General features: G+C 38.2%; 5 protein-coding genes and 1 tRNA gene. All 6 read right to left on the bottom strand.

All coding sequences use genetic code 11. The features are described from left to right. Positions 1–317: 317 nt before the first annotated feature. The 6 genes from QZ157_RS07940 to QZ157_RS07915 all read right to left on the bottom strand — a co-directional run bounded on the left by QZ157_RS07940 (position 318) and on the right by QZ157_RS07915 (position 5,953). Entirely contained in the window at positions 318–650 is a 333-nt protein-coding gene (locus tag QZ157_RS07940) for a carbon-nitrogen hydrolase family protein (protein ID WP_295144060.1), read from the bottom strand. Between the two features lie 4 nt (positions 651–654). After that, the gene (locus QZ157_RS07935) at positions 655–2,538 is read right to left on the bottom strand and encodes a hypothetical protein (RefSeq protein WP_295144057.1); all 1,884 of its coding nucleotides are present in this window, start codon (positions 2,536–2,538) and stop codon (positions 655–657) included. A 440-nt stretch (positions 2,539–2,978) separates the two neighbouring features. Beyond that, a complete protein-coding gene (locus QZ157_RS07930; protein ID WP_295144054.1) occupies positions 2,979–3,368 on the bottom strand; it encodes a hypothetical protein in 390 nt (129 codons plus the stop codon). Further along, positions 3,301–4,200, bottom strand: a complete 900-nt coding sequence (locus tag QZ157_RS07925; RefSeq protein ID WP_295144052.1) for a hypothetical protein — start codon at positions 4,198–4,200, stop codon at positions 3,301–3,303. The genes QZ157_RS07930 and QZ157_RS07925 overlap by 68 nt, the downstream gene beginning before the upstream one ends. 468 nt (positions 4,201–4,668) lie before the next feature. Then, positions 4,669–4,743: transfer RNA gene (locus QZ157_RS07920), tRNA-Asn, on the bottom strand. 304 nt (positions 4,744–5,047) lie between these two features. Beyond that, positions 5,048–5,953: a radical SAM protein gene (locus tag QZ157_RS07915; protein WP_295144049.1), complete on the bottom strand. Its 906-nt coding sequence runs from the start codon at positions 5,951–5,953 to the stop codon at positions 5,048–5,050. Positions 5,954–6,000 lie beyond the last annotated feature (47 nt).

The raw sequence follows: 6,000 nt of genomic DNA, 5'->3' as shown, positions 1-6,000 counted from the left end.
TTAATCATATAGTATGATTATATAACTTAGTTTTAAAATATAAGCTTAAATGAAGGTGTAATTTGGAATTTATTTGTAATATTTAAATATTTATTTAGCCTCAAAACGTGATTATATCGGGGTATAATAGAGCTAAAATAAATTTGAATTTAGTCTAATTAAATTGATTTATTATGCAAAATTTAAAGATATAAAAATATATTTGATCAAATTTCGGCGATAATATAAAATTTGAGGGCGGGGTAAAATTAGCAAATCGGCAAAATTTGCAGGGGAAAAGCGGCAAATTTGATCAGGTTTGCCGCCTAAAATTAAATTTAGCCCAGTCTCTTGTTTAAAATTTGAGAAAATCCCCATAGGTGTCTAGCTTGCGCGAGTTCTGTTTTTTCGAGTTTTGCTACCATCATCTCCTCGTTTTTGCCTAGGCGCGAAACCACTTCGCCAAAGGGGCTAATCAGCATCGAATCGCCGTAAAAGTTCCACTGTTCGCCGCTTGCAGCCTTGTGATTGCCTACGCGGTTTACGCGCAGGACGACATAGGCGTTGTTCTTAAAGGCGCAGGTCTTTAGTAGCTCCTCCCACCTTGACTCGCTAAAAAACGTGCATGAAGTGAGAACTACGACTAGATCATACTTGTGATCCCCTGGCAAATAATCATCTCCCTAGCCCGAAGTTCTCCGACGCATGATTCCTATTTCTTGAATACACCGCCAACAAGTAGCCGTCCAACAGTCTGTCTTTTGAGTCTAGACTTTGCATATCCCTTTCTTTTTCATATTCGCTATTTGCTAGCTCCATTATGCTTTCATGAGAGGTTTTACTTGTGGTATCTGGTAGCACTATGGCTCCTGAGTTAAATTTGATAAAATAGTCTTTTATCTTCTGTGATATCGAGCTTATCACCATTCCTATTTTAACTCCGAGCTCTATATATTCGCCTCTTTTGATTTCGGCATTAAACTGGCTATCTAGGGCTTCATTTAATTGGGTCTGGACTTTTTCTTTGTCGGTATCGGCTTGTTTTAGGTTGTTTTCGGCATTTTCTATATCGCGCTCTAATTTGCGTATTTTTTCATCTCTTTCGATTATGGTATTTTTATACCATAATATATCTTCATTGAGTTCTTCTGCTTTTTGTGCGTCGTCTAGTTTTGCTTGAAGCTCTTCTGGGGTATTTATATTGTTAGCTTTTAATATCTCTAAAATTTTAGTCTTACTTTGATCTACATAATGGGCAAATTTAATCAGGTTCTCTTCAATACCTTTCTTTACTTTAGATATGTTAGTAATTGTTTTGAGTTTCTTAACGGTCTTACCCAAAAATCCTACAGATTCGTCGTATTCTTTGGTTTCCTTTGAGCTTTCCATGATCTCGACTGCTATTTCTTTTGCTCTTTGTTTGATTGCATCTTGTGTTAAAATCTCGCTTTGCACAGTAGATATATTGCTGCTTAGGGTCTTTAATTCTTTGTTTTTGTCTTCCACTTGGCTCTGTCTGTTTAAAAGTTCATTGCTGGCGGTATCTATTTCGTCTTTTATAGTTTGAAGCTTGCTACTACTGATATCCATCTTGGTTTCTAGATTATTTATTTTACTTTGTGCATCTTGCATGGCTTGGTTTTGGTATACGTCTACGTCTTCTGCCTTCGAGAGTTTTCTTTTTGCGGATTCCAGTCGGTCTTGGGTATCCTTGTAATGTTTTTGAATTTGGGCTAGATTTTCCTTTGCTTCGTTAGTTTTGGCTTCGATTTTTTGCAGTTCCTTTAGTTTTTGCTCAGCTAGCTTCATAGCGGCCTGAGCCTCTTTTTCTGCTTTTTCTTTTATATGCATTGTTTCTAGTGTATCATGAACGGTTTTTGAGTTTACCTTTCCTCTTACTACTTTTCCTCCGAAACTTTCTACAGCAAGATCTTGAAGTCCGGCGTCGAATTTAGAGAGCTCGGCTTTGCTCATTTTTGGTTGAAATTTTCCGGTTTCATAGTTATATCTGCCCGCCAAAATTTGATAGTGCACTGTTTTTTCGTCTCTGTGTTCGGCTATGATAAAATCATTGTATCCATGCCGTTTTCTTAAATTCTCGCAGAAATTTTGAATCTCTTGAGTGAAGTCTTGAGAGTTTATATATTCTGCTTCCTCATCCGTTAGACCCCTATCAGCTTTTCCTTCTCTAATTCTATCCGAACCGAAGGCTACTATTATCTCTTCAAATATTTTTGTATTTTTTCTGAGTTTCTTGCATCTTCCTCTTGAGTCCGTTTGGCTTTCATAGTCTTTCGTAATTCTATCCAAGGTTGAGCTAAACAGATTGTCTATGTTTTTCTTGCCGACAAATTCCATTTCCCTGAAATATCTGACATCGGAAAGCAAATCCTTCCAATATATAAAAGTACGATTATCCGAAATTTTGTCTACTTTTATATAGACCTCTTCTCCTCTTTTGGCTTTAATGGAGCCGGGTTCTCTAAGATTATGACGAAGATCTTTTATGGCTTTCGCATTAGTTAGCTTTTTGGCTCTGACGCTTACTACTATTTCCATATATCGTCCTGCCTCTCATAAAATCAATTGCTAACTTAATTATAAGAGTTACGATGATTTTAAAAAAGGCGATATAAAAAAAATAGAAAAACCAATTTTTGACCCCGTAGGGCCTACTGACTTGTTTTGACAAGTCGGAGTAGGTTCCGCCAATGGAATCGTTGGCGAAAAAAAGGGGGGGGTTATATAAGCAATGGGTAAATATAGCAAAAGAGTGTGTGGGCTATAACTAAATTTAATTGAATTGCTATTACATATTTTTTGTAATTAAAATAAGTGTATCACAAGACGTCATGCAATTGTTGTAGTATTTTATTTATTCTTTTTGCTGTTTGTTATGAGTGCTATTGTTTGCAATACATTTTTAGATATTTCTTAAATTTGATTTTATTTTAGATATGCTAGAAGCAAGGTTTTACGTCGCTTCTAGCATAATAATTTTACTTATTAAACCCTAGTTCGCCCAAATAACCATGCCACCACTCAAACACCCTTCTTTTTTCTGATTCGAATTTAGCTCTATTATACGCCTTATCGGAAGCTACGGCGTGTCTTAGTCTATGATCTATGCAAAGCGATAAGATTTTATCGCTAAATCCTTGAGATATGGAGTTTTCATCCGCCAGCGTTAAAAACGTGGTTCTAAATCCGTGAGATACGGTATGGTCACCAAACCCTATACGCTTTATGGCTTGATTTAGAGTGTTTTCGCTAAGCATTCTGGTTTTTGAGATTCCAGATTCAAATACATATCCGCTCTTTTTAATGCCTTGCTCTTTTAAGATCTTTATAGCCGTATCGGTTAAATGAATAATAAAATCCTGAGTCATCTTTATCTTTTCGCCGGGTATCGCCCATAATCTTTTTGCTAAAATCTATCTCCTCCCAGCTTATATTTCTAGCGTTTTGGGAGCGGAGGGCGTATAGCACCTGCCATTTAAGACAGTTTAGTATACTAGCATCTCCGCAGTAAGAATTAACCGAAGCTATAAATTCTTTTAATATCTTAGGATCGGTTATGGCTCTAAAATGTTGGGTCGGCTTTTGAGCCATAAGGGATTTAAAGTTCTTGCCTACGATATCGGCCGGATTTGTTTTTAGATATCCTTTCATGATAGCAAAGTCTAGAGACATCCTTACGTATCTTACGCATTTTCTTAGGGTTTCGGTTCTAGGGTTATCCGGAGTTTGAAGCTTTTTAAACTGAGTAATGAGCATATCGATAGTTTTTGAATCGTTAAAGTTTTTAAGCATTATGTTTCCGACAAGCGGAAGCAAGCAACGCTCGACTAAATTTAAAGTACTCTCGTCGCTAGTATGCTTTATATCGGTTCTTGCGGCTCTTTGCTTTCTCCACTGCGCCCAAAGGTCGCTATAGCTAAGCTCTACGTCTTTACTAATGCAACCCGTTTCTTGATAAAGCATAAGTAGCTTTATGGCATCGTTTCTAGCTTCTTTTATAGAATACACCCCTTGCCTATACTCTCCTAGAGTCTTAGTAGTTCTATCGCCAGTCAGTTTATTTTCGTAGCGAAATTTAAATATCTTAGCTCCGCTTGCAGTAAGTATAAGTTTTAGCTCTCTCAGGCAAGCCAAGCTATGCATTTCCTTCTTTCTGCTAACAGGAAGCTTTTGTATCTGTTCTTCTTTGGTAATTATCATCTATGTTTTTCCTTATTATCTTTTTTATCTTATGCATTCATTATAGTGTTTTTTAAAATTTTTAAAAAGCAAAAAGGGGATCTAGAATGCCTTTTTGCGATCTTTGTTCTAAAAACCGTATAAGAATGCCTAAAATTAGGACTTTGAAAAACATTTGGGTATCTCGTTTGGTATCTCGTTTGCAAAAAATGGCAAAAAGTTGCGTTTTTTACCGAAAAATTGCTGTTTTTTACTTTCCAAAAAGTAGCGAAAAGTTCCAAAAAAAGGCACTTAATTCAAGTTTATGGTATCTCCTAAAAGCGTATTTTTAAAGGAGATACCCTAAGAGATACCATGTTTTTCGGAACCATGATACAAAAAAACGAAAAGAAATAGAATAAAACGGAAATATAAATAAGAGCAAATCTCATATTTTAGGGCTTTTTTGATAAAAATTGGAATTAATCAGAAGCTTAAGGAAATATTAAGTGGCTCCGGATGCTGGATTCGAACCAGCGACCAATCGGTTAACAGCCGACTACTCTACCGCTGAGCTAATCCGGAATATCTTAAATAAAAGAAGTCGTATTATATATAAAAGCGCCAAGTTTGTCAATAAATTTTAGCTTAAATTTTCAAAAAATTAAAGCAAGTCCGACGTCGCAAAATCAAGTCCATAAAAATCGAGTTGTTTTAAAACCAAAATAGATATTTCCGTGCCTTAAAATCTATCGTAAGCGAGTCATACCCACTAATCGCGAGCCATTTCTAGTAAAGCCCGTCCAAGGCCGCGCTCGTATCTATCGGCGCAGCGCAAGGCTAATCCGGATGCGTCGCTCGGGGCTAAAACCAGCGACAGAGCATAAATCTAGACAAGTTTATAAAACCAAATCCCTGCGACATTTATTTTTTTTACCTTTTTTTGCGCTAAAAGTTCGTCTAAATTTCGCTTTGTTCCCTCAGAAAAGCTACTCGCTGCGTCATTTTCGCTTTGAGGACGGCGTTTTATTAGTTCAAGCAGTTCATCTTTGCTAAGCTCGAATTTTTCGCCGCTATATTTTGCCGACGCGATGACGCAAGGCGCACCCGTTATCAGCGAGGCTAACTCCTTTAAAACCTCGGTACTAACGCCTTTTACTGGGTATGCGGGCGGACGGTCTATCGTGCTAATATCCACGCGGTTTGGCAAAATTTTATTAACTGCGTCATTTAGCGCCCTAAATTCTGCCGCCGTATCGTTTAACCCGGCCACGACTAAAATTTCAAGCACCAGCTCGCCCTTAAACTCTCGCCTAAATTTCTCCATCGCGCCAATAAGCTCGTTTACATCGGTCTTTGCTCCGGCTCGGTCTATCCTCGTAAACGTCTTTTGCACCGCGCTATCAAGGCTAAATTTTACGATATCAAGCTCCTTTAGAGCTTCGCAAATTTGAGGGTTTAACGCGCCCGAGCCGTTTGAGAGGATGAGGGTTTTAGATGAGCCTTTTATCAAATTTAACTCTCGCGCAAGGCGTGCTAAATGCGGATATAACGTAGGTTCGCCGTTTGCCGTGAGCGTGATGACGTCTATGTGCGGATGCGCGGCTAAAGCGGTTTTTACTTCGGCCCTCACCTGCTCTACGCTTGGCGGATCGATGGCGGCAAAAACGGGCTTGGCGGCTGTTAGCTCACAGTAAACGCAGTCAAAGTTACAGCATTTTTGCGTAGGCGATAGATCGACGCCTAGAGACGTACCGAAGCGACGCGAGCTAACGGGACCAAAGACTATTTTCATTGATTTTCCTAAATTTAAGATGCGCGATTATACCCAAGACGAAATAA

This window comes from uncultured Campylobacter sp., from assembly GCF_905372745.1.
Classification (GTDB): Bacteria; Campylobacterota; Campylobacteria; order Campylobacterales; family Campylobacteraceae; genus Campylobacter_A.
Note: the sequence above shows the minus strand (reverse complement) of the source record. Positions and strands in the feature narration are given on the sequence as shown.